Below are 16,407 nucleotides of genomic sequence, written 5' to 3'. Positions count from 1 at the left end.
CACAGGCCACTAGGCGAACAGTTCGCCCTGCAACTCGTCAAGCAGTTCCTGGATCGCATCCAGGCGCTGCTGCGGATCATCGAGCTCCAGCAGATCGATCTTGTCCAGATCGGAAAACGGCAGCAGATAAGCCAGCTGGTTCGCCAGCGACTGCTGCCCACCGGCCTCGGTGCCCATGTTCAACGCCGCGACCATCGGGTGCTCGGCCAGGGCCTTGAGCAGGGCCACCAGGTCTTCGTCCTCATCCTGCAGCGGCTGTTCGGGAACCTCGTCCAGCCACTGCACCTGGGCGACGGTCAACTGGTCCTTCTGCAATTCGCTGTCGAGCACACGAAAGCGCCGGCCGCCCTCGACCCGGATCCCCAGCAGACCGTTGTCCTGCTGCTGGAAATCGCGAATCAGCGCCTCGCAGCCGATCCGGGCGAAGCCCTGCGGCGCCGGGCCGACCTCTTCGCCTTCAAGGATGCACACCACGCCAAAACCGCTGCCCTGCTTCATGCAGCGACTGATCATGTCCAGGTAACGCGCCTCGAAAATCTGCAGATCGAGGGTGCAGCCGGGAAACAGCACGGTGTTCAGGGGGAACAGCGCCAAGCTCATACAAGGGTTTCCTTAAACCATCCAGGTGACGATCAGGGGCAACAGTACCGCAGTGGTCACGCCCATCAAACTCATCGCCAGCGCCGCGAAGGCACCGCATTCGTCGCTTTCCTGCAGGGCCACCGAGGTGCCCACCGCATGGGCGGTCATGCCCAGGGCCATGCCCCTGGCCTCGGGCCGCATCACACCCAGGCGGGTCAGCATGGGCGGGCCGGCAATCGCGCCGATCACCCCGGTGATCAGCACGAACACCGCGGCCAGGGCGGCCACACCGCCGATCTGCTCGGCCACCAGCATCGCAATGGGGGACGTCACCGATTTCGGTGCCATGGTCATCAGCATCCGCGGCTCGGCGCCGAACCACCAACCCAGCAGCACGCACAGGCCAGTGGCAATCACGCCACCAATCACCAGCGTAGTAAAAATCGGCCAGAACAATTGTCGGATCCGCCGCAGGTTGAGGTACAGCGGCACCGCCAGGGCAACGGTCGCCGGGCCGAGCAGGATGCCGAGAATCTCGGTGCTCTTGCGATATTCGGCATAGTCCAGGCCACACAGCAACAGCACACCGACCACCAGCGCCATCGACGCCAGCACCGGCTGCAGGAAGATCCAGCGGGTTTTCTCGAACCCCGCCAGCACCAGTTGATAGGCGCCCAGGGTGACTCCGATACCGAACAGCGGATGGTGAATCACCGCCGCCCACGCCCCTTGCCAATCCAATGTCATCGTTCGCCCTCGCGCCGATCCTTGCGCCGGATCAGCCAGTTCATCAGCACCCCGACCAGGGCCATGGAAATCAGTACCGACAGCACCAGCGAGCCGACAATGGCCCAGAAATCCGCGGCGATATCGCTGGCGTAGACCATCACGCCCACGGCCGGCGGCACCAGCAGCAACGGCAGGTAGCGCAGCAGGCTGCTGGCCGCCTCGCTCAACGGTGCCCCGACCTCACCCCGAATCAGCAGGAAGGCCAGCAACAGCAGCAGGCCGATGATCGGCCCCGGCAACATCGGTACACACAAATGATTGATAGCCGTGCCAAGCAACTGGAACAGCACCAGCCAGGTCAGGCCGCGCAGCAACATCCGTACTCCCCCTTGTCAACGCACCCCATTATAAGCATGCCGATACGCCGGCATTCGCCAAAGCCATGGTCGCTTGACCGGGCACAACGGCCGTGATGATCTACAGTGGATGCCAAGGGCTGCAACCCAAGGCCTGACCCCGAACGACCAAGGAGAGGCTCAATGCCCTATGTACCCGTAGCGCAACTCAAAGACTATGTCGGCAAGGAACTGGGACGTTCCGAATGGTTCACCATCGACCAGGAGCGCATCAACCTGTTCGCGGAGGCCACCGGCGATTATCAGTTCATCCACGTCGACCCGGTCAAGGCCGCGCAAACACCTTTTGGCAGCACCATTGCCCACGGCTTTCTCTCGCTGTCGCTGATCCCCAAGCTGATGGAGGACATCCTGATCCTGCCCGAAGGCTTGAAGATGGTCGTCAACTATGGCCTGGACAGCGTGCGCTTCATCCAGCCGGTCAAGGTCGACTCGCGGGTGCGGCTCAAGGTCGAGCTGGTCGACGCCACCGAGAAAAAGCCGGGCCAGTGGCTGCTCAAGGCAACCGCCACGCTGGAGATCGAAGGCCAGGAAAAACCTGCCTATATCGCTGAACCTCTGTCGCTCTGCTTCGTCTGAAGCGACATCCGGGCTGCGGCACGAAGCGGCGACGGTGCTGTTTCGTGCTTTACCTCTGGACACGACACAATGCTTCGGCATACTCGGTCCCCTAATTGCCCGGATCCCGTCATGCGCCCATTTGCACCCCTTGCCCTGACCCTGTTGCTCACCGCCTGCGGTGATGGCGAATCACTGCTACCGCCGGACGCCCGTCTGCCGGACGGCGGCCGCTACCGCGGGGAAGTGGTCAATGGCCTGCTGCAAGGCCAGGGGCGCATCGACTACCCGAACGGCAGCTGGTATGCCGGGCAGTTCCTCAATGGCCAGTGGCATGGCGACGGCGAGTGGCACGGCAGCAACGGCGAGGTCTACAAGGGCCAGTTCCAGCAGGGCCTGTTCCATGGCCAGGGCACCCTGACCCTTCATGACAGCAGCTACACCGGCGGTTTCAAGCTGGGCCGACGCAACGGCGAAGGCACCCTGAAGGAAGCCGGCATGACCTACCGCGGCGAATTCAGGGACGACCAGTATTCCGGCCTCGGCCACCTCGAACTGGAAGACGGCAGCCAATACCAGGGCGAGTTCGCCCACGGCAAGCCCAACGGCGAGGGCCAGCGCAGCGATGCCAGCGGCAACCAGTTCACCGGGCGCTTCGTCAACGGCCAACTGGAAGGCGTCGGGACCTTCAACAGTGCCGAAGGCGACCAGTACGCCGGCGGTTTCCGGCACAACCAGCTGAACGGCAAGGGCCGCTATGAAAACGCCGACGGCGATGTCTGGATCGGCGAGTTCAAGGACGGCGTACTCAATGGCCAGGGTGAACTGATCGGCGTCGATGGCAGCCATTATCGCGGTGAGTTCAGCGAATGGCGCTTCAACGGTTTCGGCCAGTTGAACCTGGCCGATGGCAGCCACTATGTCGGCGAGTTCGCCAGCGACACGTACGAGGGCCGGGGCATCCTGACCCTGGCGGACGGCCGGGTGCAAAGCGGCATCTGGAGCAATGGCCAGCGGGTTCGCGAGGCCGATGGCAAACTGCTGCCGGACCAGCTCGAACTGGGCCTGCTGGCCCAGGGGCCCCTGTTGGAAAAAGCCCTCGCCGCGGTTCCGGCCTCCACGCCGGCCATCGAGCTGTACAGCCTGGTGCTGGCCGGTGACGGCAAGCAGAGCGTCTTCCTGCGTGAAGCCGACTATGTCGGCAAGATGCTCGCCACCCGCTTTGGCGCCTATGGCCAGATCAGCCTGGTGAACCATCGCGATCACCTGATCGATCGGCCGATGGCCACCCGCGAAAACCTGCACCGGGCCGCCCAGGCCCTGGCCGAACGCAGTGGCCCGGAAGACCTGATCTTCATCTACCTGACAAGCCACGGTACCCACGCCCATGAACTGGTGCTGGACCAGCCACGCCTGGAACTGGCCGACCTGCCCGCCGATGAAATGGCCCAGGCCCTGGCCCCGTTGAAGAACCGCGACAAGGTCATCGTCATTTCGGCCTGTTACTCCGGCGGCTTCATTCCGGCCCTCAAGGATGAAAGAACCCTGATCATGACCGCCTCGCGGGCCGACCGGGTGTCCTTCGGCTGCTCCGAGGAAGCGGACTTCACCTACTTCGGCGATGCCCTGTTCGCCCAGGCCCTGAACCAGACCGACGACCTGCAGCAGGCCTTCAACCTGGCCAAGGCCCATGTTGCCGAACGTGAGCAGGCGGACAACTTCGAGGCGTCGGAACCGCAGATCTGGGCCCCCAAGGGCGTGCTGGCCCACTGGCAGCAGCTACGCAAGCAACAGGCAAGAAAAGCGTTGCAAAGCGCTTCACTGGACAGCAAGGGCGCCAAGAGCAACTAAGCTGATTCGTATCAAGGGAGATATTTTATGTACTTGACGCCTCAGCACATCCTGCTCGCTGGAGCCACCGGCCTGACCGGTGAACATCTGCTGGACCGACTGCTCAACGAACCCACGGTCAGTCGCGTCCTCGCCCCTTCGCGTCGCCCACTGGCGAAACATCCGCACCTGGAGAACCCGGTCGGCGACCCGGCGATCTTCCTGCCGCAACTGAGCGGCCGGGTCGACCTGGCGATCTGCTGCCTGGGCACCACGATCAAGCTCGCCGGCTCCGAAGAAGCCTTTCGCGCTGTCGACCACGATATGGTGGTGGCTTTCGGCAAGCGTGCGCGGGAACTGGGCGCGCGGCACCTGATCGTGGTCAGCGCGGTGGACGCCAACCCGAAATCCAAGGTGTTCTACAGCCGGGTCAAGGGTGAGATGGAGGAGTCGCTGAAGGCCCAGGGCTGGCCGCAGTTGACCATCGCCCGGCCGTCGCTGCTGATCGGCGAGCGTAGCGAACCGCGCCTGGCCGAACAGTTGGCGGCACCGCTGTCGAAGCTGATTCCCGGCAAGTATCGCGGGATCGAGGCCTGCCAACTGGCCCGGGCGCTGTGGCGCCTGGCGCTGGAGGAGCAGGACGGGGTGCGGATCGTCGAGTCGGATGAGTTGCGCCGGCTCGGCAAGTAGCTTTCGCCAGGTAGATTTTTGTTGCCAGGGCGGGACTCTTCGCGGGCAAGCCGCGCTCCTACAGGACCGCGTGAACCGATTCGACCGCCTGCAGGAGCGGGCGGCGCGGCGATCCGGCTTGCCCGCGAAGGGGCAAAACACGATCCCCGGCCCTAGGCTGTGTACGAAATTGTTTGAAACGCAGGTTAGGCAAGGCAAAAACCGGCGAGGAACGGCCGGGGTCGCGCCCGACTTTACTGGAGTAAATGAGCATTCCGAGCCGGTTTTTAACGCCGCATAACCAAGTTTCAAGCGATTTCGTACATAGCCTACAACCCACCCGTCGCCTGAAACCCGACGCCCAACGCCGTGAACACCGACAACGGCAACAGCAGCGTATCGAGCAAGGCACTCGCCGGCAGGTCCAACCCAGGATACCCCGGCGCCTCGGCGCCGAACCGGTCACGGGCACAACAGCCACCCTGCAACGCGTACAGGTCCAACCGCGTGCCGGCATAGACGAGCGGCGCCCCGGCCTTGCCGGCATCCAGCGTCCGCGCCGTCGCACAACCCGCCAGTTGCAGTGCCAGCAGCAGGCCCAGCAGCGCCTTACTCATTGCTGTTCAAATGATGCTCACCCCAGCGCGGCAGCATGTCCTGGGGGATATTCAACAGATTGAGAATCCGCGCCACCACGAAATCCACCAGGTCGTCGATGGTCTGCGGCTGATGATAGAAGCCCGGCGAAGCCGGCAGGATCGTCACGCCCATGTTCGACAGCTTGAGCATGTTCTCCAGATGAATGCTCGAATACGGCGCCTCGCGCGGCACCAGGATCAGTTGCCGACGCTCCTTGAGGGTCACGTCCGCCGCCCGCTCGATCAGGTTGTTGCAGGCGCCCGTGGCGATGGCCGACAAGGTCCCGGTGGAGCATGGCACCACCACCATCGCCGCCGGCGAGCCGGAGCCGGAGGCCACCGGCGACATCCAGTCCTCCTTGCCGTACACGCGGATCTGCCCGGCCTGGGCCCCGGTGTACTCGGTGAGGAACGCCTGCATCGCCTGCGGCTTGGGCGGCAGGGTGACGTCCGTCTCCGTCGCCATCACCAACTGCGCCGCCTTGGAGATCAGGAAGTGCACTTCGCGGTCCTCGCGCACCAGGCAATCGAGCAGGCGCAAGCCATACTGCGCCCCGGAGGCGCCGGTCATCGCCAGGGTGATACGCTCCGGGCCGTTCACCGCAGGGCCTCGGCCAGTTTGCCGTGCAGCCCGCCGAAGCCGCCGTTGCTCATGATCACCACGTGCGTGCCGGGCTTGGCCTGGCTTTTCACCCGTTCGATGATGCCCTCCAGGGAGTCGCTGACAATCGACGGCACACTGCACAAGGCCGCCGTGGCGCCCAGGTCCCAGCCGAGATTGGCCGGCGCGTACCAGATCACCTGATCGGCCTGGACCACGCTCTCCGGCAGGCCATCGCGGTGAGCGCCCAGTTTCATGGAGTTGGAACGCGGTTCGATGATGGCGATCACCGGTGCATCGCCGACCTTCTTGCGCAGGCCGTCGAGGGTCGTGGCAATGGCGGTCGGATGGTGGGCGAAGTCGTCGTAGATGGTCACGCCGTGGACTTCGGCGACCTTTTCCATGCGCCGCTTGACGCTCTTGAACGCACTCAGACCGGCAATACCCATCGCCGGCACCACGCCGACATGCCGCGCCGCGGCCAGGGTGGCCAGGGCATTGGCGACGTTGTGCTGGCCGGTCAGTTCCCACTCGACCGTGCCCTGGGCCACGCCCTCGAACAGCACCTCGAAACGCGAACCGTCCTCGCTGAGCAGGCGCGCCTGCCACTGGCCACCGGCACCGGTGGTCTGCACCGGGGTCCAGCAGCCCATGTCGATCACCCGCTTCAACGCCGGCTCGGTGGTCGGGTGAATGACCAGGCCTTCGCTGGGGATGGTCCGTACCAGGTGGTGGAACTGCCGCTCGATGGCTGGCAGGTCGGGGAAGATGTCCGCGTGGTCGAACTCCAGGTTGTTCAGGATCGCCGTGCGCGGATGGTAGTGGACGAACTTGGAGCGCTTGTCGAAGAACGCGCTGTCGTACTCGTCGGCCTCGATCACGAAGAACGGCGTGCCGCCCAGGCGCGCCGATACCGAGAAATTCTGCGGCACGCCGCCGATCAGGAAGCCCGGGCTCATGCCCGCGTGCTCCAGCACCCAGGCGAGCATGCTGCTGGTGGTGGTCTTGCCGTGGGTGCCGGCCACGGCCAGGACCCAGCGCCCCTGCAGCACATGGTCGGCCAGCCACTGCGGGCCGGACACGTAGGGCAGGCCCTTGTTCAGCACGTACTCGACCGCGGGGTTGCCACGGGACATGGCATTGCCGATCACCACCAGGTCCGGGGCCGGATCGAGCTGGGCCGGGTCATAACCCTGGGTCAGTTCGATACCCTGGGCCTGCAGTTGCGTGCTCATCGGCGGATAGACATTGGCATCGGAGCCCGTCACGTGATGGCCCAGTTCCTTGGCCAGAACAGCCATCGAGCCCATGAAGGTGCCGCAGATACCCAGAATATGAATGTGCATAGTCGACCTCGTAAAACATGGCCGCAGGTTAGCCCAGGGCGGGGGAAATCGCACCTTGTGTTTCAGATTCGAGGTGACTGGCAGGGCTTCGACATCGATTCGAAGCCCTGTGGCTCAGACGCAGATCGCGTTGGTGAACACCAGGCGGTTGCCGAACGGGTCGGCGATCGGCATGTCCATGCTGCCCCAGGGCATGGCCTGGATTTCCGGACGGGCGTAGCCGAAGCCCTTGGCCAGCAGTTGTTCGCGAAAGGCTTCCAGCTCGTCGGTCTCGATACGCAGCGCCGAACCCGGAGTGCTATCACCGTGATGCTCGCTCAGGTGCAACACGCAATTGCCCTTGGACACCTGCAGATACAAGGGGAAACCCGGCTCGAAACGATGCTGCCAGTCGACCTGGAAACCCAGGAAGTCGACGTAGAACTCCAACGCCTTGCCCTCGTCGAAAATTCGCAGAATGGGGGTGGTCTTACCGAAGCTCATGTCAGGTCTTCCTGGCGGTTCTGGATCAAAGCGCTTCGGCCATGGAACGGGTTTCTTTAGTGGCTCAGTGCCATTATCGCGCAAAAGCGCGACTTCGTTCGCAAAAACCTGACGCCAATCACCAGCATAGCCGCTTGGGCTCAAACCATCTCGTTGAGGATCCAGTCGATCACCGAGTTGCGCTTGGGTACCCAGCCCAGCAGTTCACGGGCGTTGCTGCCGCGGACCCGGCTGTTGGAACCCAGGCCGTAATTGGCCATCTCATAACCCCACTCGGCCTCGGCGTCCGCCAGCGGCCAATCCTGCGGCTCACCCAGGTTCAGCGCCCTGGCCATGGCGGTGGTCATGTCTATGAACGAGGCTTCGCCGCTTTCGACGAAATAGAAGGTGCCCGGCGGGTTGCCGGTCAACGCCAGCAGGTACAGCGCCACCACATCCTCGATGTGCACGTTGGACCAGATGTTCTGCCCGCTCCCGACGTGCCGGACCACGCCACGCTTGCGGGCCTGCTTGAGCAGGCGCGGCAACTGCACGCTGTCACGCTTGACGCCCAGGCTGTGGCCGTAGATCAGGGTGTTGCAGAGCACCGCCGAGCGCACGCCGGATTTCGCCGCGTCGAGCACCCGGTGGTCGATGGCCACCCGCGCCGCCTTGTCGACGGTCGGTTCCGGCAGCCGGCCTTCGTAATAGACGATATCGCTGGCCTTGCCGCCGGAGGCGTCGCCGACGATGCTCGAACCGCTGGTGTGCAGGAACACCTTGTCGGAACCACGCAAGGCGTCGAGCAGCGCCTCGACCGCACCGCGATGGTCGCTGCTGGCAGCGTTGATCACCGCATCGGCCTGGCGCGCCTGCTCGGCGAGCAGTTCGCTGTCGTCCAGGCTGCCGACCACCGGGGTAATGCCCAAATCACGCAGTTCCTGCACCTGCTCGGCACTGCGCACCAGCCCGGTGACCCGATGGCCGGCGGCGACCAGCCCGGTCGCGATGGAACCGCCAATGAAACCGGCGGCGCCGGTAACGAATACGTTCATGGAGAACTCCCTGCATGGATAAGTGATGGAGCGAGTATCGAAAACTTATCCGTGCCGAATAACCCCCTATTGCCCAATTCACTCTTGCGCTGGAGTCACGAATCAAGAGCTGGCGCCCAGCGTCAGGGCTATGCCACCACGGGCCCCGCATACCCCGCCAGCTTGCCCTGGATGAAATCGAGGAAGCACTGGATACGCAGCGCCAACTGCGAGTTGCGGTAGTACACCGCATGGATCGGCTGGCGGTAGCCGCTGTTGGCTTCGGGGAGGATCACCTGCAGGCGGCCGGACTGGATGTCCTGGTGAGTCATGAAGTGCGACAGGCAGACGATCCCCTGCCCCTCCAGCGCCAGTTGGCGCAGGGTCTCGCCGCTGGAGGCGCTGAGGTCGGGGCGGATCTGCCAGCGGTCGCCCTGGGCATGCCGCAACGGCCAGTGATTGAGCGTTTCGGTCTGGGTGAACCCCAGCAGGGTGTGTCGGGACAGCTCATCGACACTGACCGGCTCGCCGTAACGCGCCAGGTAGGCGGGGCTGGCCAGGATGTTCAGCGGGCTGCTGCCCAGCGAGCGGGCATGCAGGGTCGAATCCGCCAGGTGGCCGATGCGGATGGCGATGTCGGTGCTCTGCTCCAGCAGGTCGATGATCAGGTCGTTGCTGTTGAGTTCCAGCTGGATGTCCGGGTACAGGCTGCGAAACTCGGCGATGTACGGGACCACCGCGTGCAGCATGAACGGCGAGGCGGCGTTGATACGCAGGCGCCCGGCGGGCGTCTGCTGGCGCAGGGCCAGGCGTTCTTCCAGCTCGTCCATCTGCTCGAGGATCTGCTTGGCCCGCTCGAAGAAGAACTTGCCTTCCTCGGTCAGGTCCATGCGTCGCGTGGTGCGATTGATCAGCGTGGTCTCGAGCTTGGCCTCCAGCCGCGACAGGCTGCGGCTGACCGCCGACGGCGTCTGCCCGACCTGTTCGGCCGCCGCGGAAATCGAACCGCACTCGATCACGCAGACGAAGATCTGCAACTCATCCGACCTGGCTTTCACACTCACCTCTCAACTCAAGAGCCTGATATTAGCCGGCCTCGAGGCAAAAGGAACCTCACTTCGGCAAATCGAAAACCTCTGCCAGGTGCTGCTCGTAGCGCCGGATATCCGCCTCGATGGCCGGTACCTTCATCACGTCGACACAGAGAAAGGTCGGCAGGCCGCTCATGCCGAGGAACTGGTTGGCCTTGTGAAACGGGAAGTAGACCGCATCCACGCCCTTGGCCTCGAAGAAATCGGTGGGGTCGTCGAAAGCCTGCCGTGGCGCGTTCCAGGTCAGCGACAGCATGTACTGCTTGCCCTGGATCAGACCACCGCTGCCGTACTTCTGCGAGGCGTCGGAACGCGTCCGGCCATCGTTGGCGTAGAGGCTGCCGTGGCCCGCGGTGAACACTTCGTCGATGTACTTCTTCACCGTCCAGGGCGCGCCCATCCACCAGCCAGGCATCTGGTAGATGATCACGTCGGCCCAGAGAAACTTGGCAACTTCCTCGGCGACATCGTAGCCCTGGTCGATCCAGGTCTGTCTGACATCGCAACCGGAGCGATCGAGGTAGGCCACGGCGGTTTCATGCAGGGTGGCGTTGTAGCGGCCGGCGGAGTGGGCGAACGCCTTGCCGCCGTTGAGTAGCAGGATCTTTTTCATGGTCGGTCTCATGGAGGGCGGCCCCAAGGGCAGCCCGGTCGACAGGTTCAGGTGCGGGCGCAGGTTAGCCCTCGCACGCACGGCGAAAAAGCGTGGCTGACGCAAATCGCTTTTGCCGTAACGGCACGAATGCTCGACGTATTGTTGCCTTAGCATTGACGGCCTCCAGAACCTGTCCTGCCCGGAGTGAATCCATGAGCCAACCCTACGGTTTTATCCTGCATGCCAAGACCCGCCCGGAAAAGGCCGAGGCCTTCGAGGCGCTGTTTCGCGCCTATGTCGAACCCAGCCGCCGGGAAGACGGCTGCATCGAATACCACATGCTGCGCGACCACGCCGACCCGACCCTGTTCATCTTCTACGAGATCTGGCAATCGAAGGCTCACCTGGACGTGCACTCGGCGCTGCCGCACATGCGGGCCTTCCACGAGCAGCGCATGGCGTTCCTCGAGCGGGATTTCGAGATCCGCCTGATCGACATGCTCAGCCCATCCTCGGCCAGCCGCTGATCAACAGCGGCCCCCTGCCGGGCGAAAACGGCCTGTGCGCGCATGGACAGCTGGATGTCGAGCCTGGACATCCCTGCGGCGGGCGCCCCCGTTAGGGTGCAGGCTTCATTCAGAACCTGTGCCCGGAGCCCAGCATGTCCAATCCACCGATTACCGTTCTGCGCGATACCCACCCACTGCCGGTGCTCGACGCCTGCAAATGGGAAAAGCTCGAAGGCGATCCGCACACCGTCAACCTCAACGCCTACAACAGCGAAGACGGCAGCAAGATCATGGGCACCTGGATCTGCACCCCGGGCAAGTGGCGGGTCGATTACGTGAAGTGGGAGTACTGCCACTTCCAGGAAGGCTACTGCATCATCACGCCGGACGGTCAGGCGCCGATCCACTTGAAGGCCGGCGATATCTTCATCGTCGAGCCAGGCATGAAGGGCACCTGGGAAGTCGTCGAGACCGTGCGCAAGTACTTCGTGTTCGCCTGACAGCACCAGGCGCGTTTCGATCCGGGCCCCGTCTCGAAAGACACGGGGCCCTGTCGTGAGGAACGGTTCGAGAGGTCGTCAATCTTCAAGCGACACGACGTTCCAGCAAGCGATCCGAGCCACCTTCGGCCACACGACGCTCCAGCAGGCGATCGGAACCACCTTCCGCCACACGGCGCTCCAGCAGGCGATCGGAACCACCTTCCGCCACACGGCGCTCCAGCAGACGATCGGAACCACCTTCCGCTACACGGCGTTCCAGCAAACGGTCCGAGCCACCCTCCGCCACACGGCGCTCCAGCAGGCGATCGGAACCACCTTCCGCCACACGACGCTCCAGCAGACGGTCAGAACCGCCCTCCGCCAGCCGATGCTGGTTGATCGCGCCGAACCCGGTTGCCGGCACATTGGCCGAAGCGGCATTCGCCAGGCCGAGGCCACCGACCAAAGCCAGGGTGAGGGCCAGGGAAGCGGTAGAGAACTTGAACATGGGTAACACTCCTGCGTTTGTGAGTAAGACTCTGAGGGTTGGGTGGGGCCTGGACCGGCCTCACCGTTCGACAGGTACATTTCAACGCAGGGCTGTATCCACCGTGTGTCGCGAACGGGCGATAAGGTGGCGCACTGTATGGCGGCGGGCCACGTACACAGTCTGATACAACGTGCCGATGCCCGAGCCCGGTGCCACTCGAACACCCGCCCACAAAAAAGCCGCAAGGTCCGTGGCGGGACCTTGCGGCTATCGCTGCCGGATTCCGGGGCTCAGCTGGCACTGCCAGCCTTGGCCTCCTGCAGCAGGGTCTGGATGACCTTTTCCTGTTCGTCATAACGGCCTTCGCCGAAATGGGTGTAGCGCACCTGCCCCTTGGCATCGATCAGGTAGTGGGCCGGCCAGTACTGGTTATCGAACGCCCGCCAGATACGGTAGTCGTTGTCGATCGCCACCGGGTAACCGATCCCCAGTTCCTTCACCTGCTGGCGCACGTTGCCGAGGATCTTCTCGTAGGCATATTCGGGGGTATGCACGCCGATCACCACCAGCCCGTCCTTCTCGTATTTCTTCGCCCAGTCCTTCACATAGGGCAGGGTGTGCTGGCAGTTGATGCAGTCGAAGGTCCAGAAGTCCACCAGCACCACCTTGCCGCGCAGGGACTCACGGTTGAGCGGCGCCGAGTTCAGCCACTCCACCGCACCGTCCAGCGCAGGCATCGCGCCCTTGGCTTCGAGGTCGACCGCCGTGGCCGCATTGGCCTTGCTGATCACGTAGTCGATGGCCCGCGGAATCTGCTTGAGCAGGCTCTGCTCCACCGACGCCGAGCCCTGTGACGAGGTACCGGCGAGCAGGGTGTTGTTCGCCCCGGTCGAGATCAGCACCGCCGACAGCAGGACCAGCACGCCGGCCCCACGCCGCAGCCAGCCGGTCACCGGGATGGAAGGCTTGAGCCGGTTGACCAGGCCACGGCCGGCGAAGATCAGCGTGCCGAGAGACAACGCACTGCCCAGGCCATAGGCCAGCAGCAACAGGCTGGTCTGTGCATTGGCGCCCTGCAGCATGGCGCTGGTCAGGATCACGCCGAGAATCGGTCCGGCACAGGGTGCCCACAACAGCCCGGTGGCGACGCCGACCAGCAGCGCGGCCAACGGCCCCGACAGCTGGCGCGCCGCCGGATCGAGGCGATTGCCCAGCAGCACGAACGGCCGCGACAGCCAGGCCCCCGCGCGGGCGGAAATCAGTGACAGGGCGAACAGCACCATCACGATCAGCGCCAACTGACGGCCGGCAGCGTTGGCCTGGATCACCCAGGCGCTGCTGACCACCGCCAGGCTCGACACCAGGGCGAAGGTCAGCGCCATGCCGCCCAGGGTCAACAGCACCGACGAGCGGGAACGATCGGCCCGCGCGAAAAGGAAGGGTACGACCGGCAGGATGCAAGGACTGAGCACCGTCAGTATCCCGCCGAGGAAAGCGATAAGCAGCATGACGTCACCTGGCAGATGCAGGCATGAAACCGACCGCGACGCGGTACGGTTTCATGCGGGTGGAGGAGAGAGCGTGAGGCGGGTTCCCAAGGCCTCAGCTGCCCAGGTTGCAACTGGCGAACTTGCCGTATTCCAGGGTGTGGGTCTGGCCCTGGGAGTCCAGGTAGGTCAGGTGCGCCTTGGCGACATCGCAACTGCCCATGGCATCGGTGGTGATCGACACCACGTGCCGGATATCCGGTTTGGCGCTGGCGGCCTGGGCCGGGGCGGCGATGGCCAGGAGGCTCAGGGCGGACAACAGGCCGGCGGTGCAGAGTGCTTTCAGTTTCATGGCGATTTCCTCAAGTGTGTATTCGGTTGGTTGGAGCCAGTGTTGTCTGCCTCCCTGGAACCTATTTGACGCCCTTGAGGTATCTCGAATGTGTGCGCAAGCCAGGGTTCTGAAGTGCGCAAGTATCACCGCCCCTCCCAGATACATTGCAATACAAAACCCTCAGAACAGGCCCATCTGCCCGCCGATCAGGGTGGTGAAATCGTCCTGCACGAACGGCAGGATCGCGTCCGCCACCGGCTGCAACTGCTTGGTGATGTAGTGCTCGTAGTCGATGGGCGACCGACGCACCTCCAGCGGCTCCGGCCCGGCCTGGGCAATCACGTAGCTGATCCAGCCGCCGCCCTGGTACTGTCGCGGCCGCCCCTGGGCGACGTTGTATTCATCGGCCAGGCGTGCCGCCCGCACCTGCGGCGGCACGTTGCGCTCGTAGTCGCCGAGCCGCCGGCGCAGGCGCTTGCGATACACCAGCAGGTCATCCAGCTCGCCCGCCTGGGTACGCCGCACGTAGTCACGGACGTAATCCTGGTAGGGCTGGCAGCTGAAGATGCGTCGGTACAGCTCCTGCTGGAACGCCTGCGCCAATGGCGACCAGTCGCTGCGCACGGTTTCAAGCCCCTTGTAGACCATCTCCTCGCGGCCGTCGGCACGCACCACCAGCCCGGCATAACGCTTCTTGCTGCCCTCCTCGGCCCCGCGGATGGTCGGCATCAGGAAGCGGCTGAAATGGGTTTCGAACTGCAGTTCCAGGGCACTGTCCAGGCCCAGTTCCTGCTTCAGGTGTTCGCGCCACCAGTCGTTGACCCCGGCCACCAGCTGGCGGCCGATCTGCGCGGCCTCCTCCTGGCCATGGGCGCGCTTGAGCCAGACGAAGGTCGAGTCGGTGTCGCCATAGATCACCGTGTAGCCCTGGGCCTCGATCAGTTGCCGGGTGCGGCGCATGATCTCGTGCCCGCGCAGGGTGATCGACGAGGCCAGGCGCGTATCGAAGAAGCGGCAGCCACTGGAACCGAGCACGCCGTAAAAGGCGTTCATGATGATCTTCAGGGCCTGGGACAGCGGCGCATTGCCGTCGCGCTTGGCCGCCTCGCGGCCCTGCCAGACCGTCTCGACGATCGACGGCAGGCAGTGCCGCGTGCGGGAGAAACGCGCCCCGCGAAAGCCCGCCACCGACTCGCTGTCGTCGGGATGCCGCAGGCCCTCGATCAGCCCCACCGGGTCGATCAGGAAGGTACGGATGATCGACGGGTACAGGCTCTTGTAGTCCAGTACCAGCACCGACTCGTACAGCCCGGGCCGCGAGTCCATGACGAAACCGCCGGGGCTGGCCTCGGGCATGCGTTCGCCGAGGTTCGGCGCGACGAAACCCTGGCGATGCATCAGCGGCATGTACAGGTGGGTGAAGGCCGCCACCGAACCGCCGCTGCGATCGGCCGGCAGGCCGGTGACGGTGGCGCGTTCGAGCAGGAAGGTCAGTAGTTGGGTCTTGTCGAAGATCCGCGTGACCAGTTCGCAGTCCTTGAGGTTGTAGCGCGCCAGGGCCGGCTTGTCCTCGGCGAACATGCGATTGATCTCGTCCATGCGCTGGTAGGGGTTGTCGATCGACTTGCCCTCGCCGAGCAGGTGCTGCGCCACGTATTCGAGGCTGAAGGACGGGAAGCTCCAGGTCGCCGAACGCAGCGCCTCGATGCCGTCGATGATCAGCCGGCCGGCCGCCGCGGCGAAGTAGTGGGTGTTGCGCGCACCGTTGTCGCGCCAGCCCATGACATCGCCCCCACGCCCCAGGCGCAGCGGGATGCTCAGGCGCTGGGCATGTTCATGCAGCACCTTGAGGTCGAATTGCACCAGGTTCCAGCCGATGATTGCATCCGGATCGTGCCGGGCCAGCCAGTCGTTCAGGGCTTCGAGCAGTTCACCGCGGCTCGCTCGATAGTCGAGCTTGAAATCGACCTGGCTGGCGTCACCGTTCGGCGGCCCGAGCATGTACACCTGGCGCTCGCCACAACCTTCCAGGGCGATGGAATACAGCTCGCCCTGCATGGTGGTCTCGATGTCCAGGGACACCAGCCTGAGCCGTGGCCGATAGTCCGCCGTCGCCTTGAGCTGGGTATCGAGCAGCGGCCCGTCGGTATTCGGCGTACCGGCGAACAACACCGGCGCGGTGATGAAACGCTCCATGAGAAAGCGCTCGGGAGGGCGGATATCGGCCTCGTAGACATCCACCCCGCCCTGGCGCAACAGCTTCTCGATGTTCATCAACTGCCGGTGCTGCTGGCAATACAGGCCGCACACCGGGCGGTGGTGAAAATCCATCAGTGCCAGCGGGCGCCATTCCACCCCCCGCTCTTTGCTCAACAGCTGGGCGGCACGCTCACGCTGTTCGGCGGGAATGAAGGCAACCGAGGGTTGTGGCGGCAAGCGCACGTGACGGGGGCCGGCGTCGGTCGCCAACCAGAATTCGACCTGCGTACCCGCGGGGGTGTCGCGCCAATGCCGGGTCAGGACAAAACCCTGCTGTAGATCCACCACCGCCCCC

Annotated in this window: 19 protein-coding genes; 5 read left to right on the top strand and 14 right to left on the bottom strand. The window is 64.3% G+C overall.

The annotated features are described in order from the left end of the window. Positions 1 to 9: 9 nt before the first annotated feature. The 3 genes from ACMGT0_RS04505 to ACMGT0_RS04495 are packed head-to-tail and all read right to left on the bottom strand — an operon-like array spanning position 10 to position 1,688. Complete coding sequence (locus ACMGT0_RS04505) at positions 10 to 600, bottom strand: LON peptidase substrate-binding domain-containing protein (RefSeq protein WP_054058561.1); 591 nt, start codon at positions 598 to 600, stop codon at positions 10 to 12. A 12-nt stretch (positions 601 to 612) separates the two neighbouring features. Continuing rightward, positions 613 to 1,329, bottom strand: a complete 717-nt coding sequence (locus ACMGT0_RS04500; RefSeq protein ID WP_416771640.1) for an LrgB family protein — start codon at positions 1,327 to 1,329, stop codon at positions 613 to 615. Continuing rightward, positions 1,326 to 1,688 carry a CidA/LrgA family protein gene (locus ACMGT0_RS04495; protein ID WP_054058563.1) on the bottom strand — a complete coding sequence of 121 codons (363 nt, stop codon included), beginning with the start codon at positions 1,686 to 1,688 and terminating at the stop codon, positions 1,326 to 1,328. The genes ACMGT0_RS04500 and ACMGT0_RS04495 overlap by 4 nt, the downstream gene beginning before the upstream one ends. A 162-nt stretch (positions 1,689 to 1,850) precedes the next feature. Between ACMGT0_RS04495 and ACMGT0_RS04490 the strand changes: the two genes are divergently transcribed. The 3 genes from ACMGT0_RS04490 (at position 1,851) to ACMGT0_RS04480 (ending at position 4,805) form a co-directional block, all read left to right on the top strand. Continuing rightward, positions 1,851 to 2,306: a MaoC family dehydratase gene (locus ACMGT0_RS04490; protein ID WP_054058564.1), complete on the top strand. Its 456-nt coding sequence runs from the start codon at positions 1,851 to 1,853 to the stop codon at positions 2,304 to 2,306. 111 nt (positions 2,307 to 2,417) lie between these two features. After that, positions 2,418 to 4,136: a C13 family peptidase gene (locus ACMGT0_RS04485; protein ID WP_054058565.1), complete on the top strand. Its 1,719-nt coding sequence runs from the start codon at positions 2,418 to 2,420 to the stop codon at positions 4,134 to 4,136. Positions 4,137 to 4,163: 27 nt separating this feature from the next. Next, entirely contained in the window at positions 4,164 to 4,805 is a 642-nt protein-coding gene (locus ACMGT0_RS04480; RefSeq protein WP_054058566.1) for a nucleoside-diphosphate sugar epimerase, read from the top strand. Between the two features lie 308 nt (positions 4,806 to 5,113). Here the strand turns inward: ACMGT0_RS04480 and ACMGT0_RS04475 are convergent, their stop codons facing one another. The 7 genes from ACMGT0_RS04475 to ACMGT0_RS04445 all read right to left on the bottom strand — a co-directional run bounded on the left by ACMGT0_RS04475 (position 5,114) and on the right by ACMGT0_RS04445 (position 10,569). Beyond that, positions 5,114 to 5,401 carry a YceK/YidQ family lipoprotein gene (locus ACMGT0_RS04475; protein ID WP_054058567.1) on the bottom strand — a complete coding sequence of 96 codons (288 nt, stop codon included), beginning with the start codon at positions 5,399 to 5,401 and terminating at the stop codon, positions 5,114 to 5,116. Continuing rightward, positions 5,394 to 6,023, bottom strand: coding sequence for a flavin prenyltransferase UbiX (gene ubiX, locus ACMGT0_RS04470; protein ID WP_081009897.1), 630 nt, complete (start codon positions 6,021 to 6,023; stop codon positions 5,394 to 5,396). Before ubiX ends, ACMGT0_RS04475 begins: the two co-directional genes overlap by 8 nt. Then, positions 6,020 to 7,369 carry a UDP-N-acetylmuramate:L-alanyl-gamma-D-glutamyl-meso-diaminopimelate ligase gene (gene mpl, locus ACMGT0_RS04465; protein WP_416771638.1) on the bottom strand — a complete coding sequence of 450 codons (1,350 nt, stop codon included), beginning with the start codon at positions 7,367 to 7,369 and terminating at the stop codon, positions 6,020 to 6,022. The genes ubiX and mpl overlap by 4 nt, the downstream gene beginning before the upstream one ends. 114 nt (positions 7,370 to 7,483) lie before the next feature. Continuing rightward, complete coding sequence (locus tag ACMGT0_RS04460) at positions 7,484 to 7,852, bottom strand: glyoxalase superfamily protein (protein ID WP_054058569.1); 369 nt, start codon at positions 7,850 to 7,852, stop codon at positions 7,484 to 7,486. A 140-nt stretch (positions 7,853 to 7,992) separates the two neighbouring features. Continuing rightward, a complete protein-coding gene (locus tag ACMGT0_RS04455) occupies positions 7,993 to 8,886 on the bottom strand; it encodes an NAD-dependent epimerase/dehydratase family protein (protein ID WP_054058570.1) in 894 nt (297 codons plus the stop codon). 128 nt (positions 8,887 to 9,014) lie between these two features. Further along, a complete protein-coding gene (locus ACMGT0_RS04450; RefSeq protein ID WP_054058577.1) occupies positions 9,015 to 9,923 on the bottom strand; it encodes a LysR family transcriptional regulator in 909 nt (302 codons plus the stop codon). A gap of 55 nt (positions 9,924 to 9,978) precedes the next feature. After that, entirely contained in the window at positions 9,979 to 10,569 is a 591-nt protein-coding gene (locus ACMGT0_RS04445) for an NAD(P)H-dependent oxidoreductase (protein ID WP_054058571.1), read from the bottom strand. 194 nt (positions 10,570 to 10,763) lie between these two features. On the opposite strand from ACMGT0_RS04445, the gene ACMGT0_RS04440 reads away from it, so the two are divergent. After that, positions 10,764 to 11,078: a putative quinol monooxygenase gene (locus tag ACMGT0_RS04440; protein WP_054058572.1), complete on the top strand. Its 315-nt coding sequence runs from the start codon at positions 10,764 to 10,766 to the stop codon at positions 11,076 to 11,078. Between the two features lie 134 nt (positions 11,079 to 11,212). Next, the gene (locus ACMGT0_RS04435) at positions 11,213 to 11,560 is read left to right on the top strand and encodes a cupin domain-containing protein (protein WP_017903103.1); all 348 of its coding nucleotides are present in this window, start codon (positions 11,213 to 11,215) and stop codon (positions 11,558 to 11,560) included. 85 nt (positions 11,561 to 11,645) lie between these two features. On the opposite strand, the gene ACMGT0_RS04430 is transcribed toward ACMGT0_RS04435, so the two are convergent. The 4 genes from ACMGT0_RS04430 to ACMGT0_RS04415 form a co-directional block, all read right to left on the bottom strand. Beyond that, positions 11,646 to 12,050, bottom strand: a complete 405-nt coding sequence (locus ACMGT0_RS04430; protein ID WP_416771634.1) for a hypothetical protein — start codon at positions 12,048 to 12,050, stop codon at positions 11,646 to 11,648. 272 nt (positions 12,051 to 12,322) lie between these two features. Next, the gene (locus tag ACMGT0_RS04425) at positions 12,323 to 13,540 is read right to left on the bottom strand and encodes a cytochrome c biogenesis protein DipZ (RefSeq protein WP_054058573.1); all 1,218 of its coding nucleotides are present in this window, start codon (positions 13,538 to 13,540) and stop codon (positions 12,323 to 12,325) included. Between the two features lie 94 nt (positions 13,541 to 13,634). After that, complete coding sequence (locus ACMGT0_RS04420) at positions 13,635 to 13,871, bottom strand: DUF2790 domain-containing protein (protein WP_054063725.1); 237 nt, start codon at positions 13,869 to 13,871, stop codon at positions 13,635 to 13,637. 162 nt (positions 13,872 to 14,033) lie between these two features. Continuing rightward, a complete protein-coding gene (locus tag ACMGT0_RS04415) occupies positions 14,034 to 16,397 on the bottom strand; it encodes a DNA polymerase II (protein ID WP_416771631.1) in 2,364 nt (787 codons plus the stop codon). Positions 16,398 to 16,407 lie beyond the last annotated feature (10 nt).

Origin of the sequence: Pseudomonas sp. RHF3.3-3 (assembly GCF_048069595.1) — a bacterium.
Taxonomy (GTDB): domain Bacteria; phylum Pseudomonadota; class Gammaproteobacteria; order Pseudomonadales; family Pseudomonadaceae; genus Aquipseudomonas; species Aquipseudomonas fuscovaginae_B.
The sequence above is the reverse complement of the archived record's forward strand: the minus strand, read 5'-3'. Positions and strand labels throughout refer to the sequence as shown.